The 233-nt window shown below is 67.4% G+C and carries 1 protein-coding gene; it reads right to left on the reverse strand.

Going from position 1 to position 233, the window contains the following annotated elements:
• Positions 1-233: amidohydrolase family protein (locus KVT37_RS33060; RefSeq protein ID WP_217579109.1), on the reverse strand; the 233-nt coding region annotated here is incomplete at both ends.

The raw sequence follows: 233 nt of genomic DNA on the forward strand, positions 1-233 counted from the left end.
CAATTGCCGGCGATCACCGTCGTCACGCCCTGGCTGATCTTCGGGTCCATGCCGAGTGGGTCCAGCAGCGCGCCGTCGTCATGGGTGTGCACGTCGATGAAGCCCGGTGCGACGTCCTTGCCCTTGGCGTCGATCTGCTCGATGCCCTGCGCGTCGTCCAGCCGACCGTTCGCGGCGATCTTGTCGCCGTTGACCGCAATGTCGGCCTCGAAGGGATTCGGGCCGCTCCCGGC

Origin of the sequence: Mesorhizobium sp. GbtcB19 (assembly GCF_019091085.1) — a bacterium.
Lineage (GTDB): Bacteria > Pseudomonadota > Alphaproteobacteria > Rhizobiales > Rhizobiaceae > Mesorhizobium.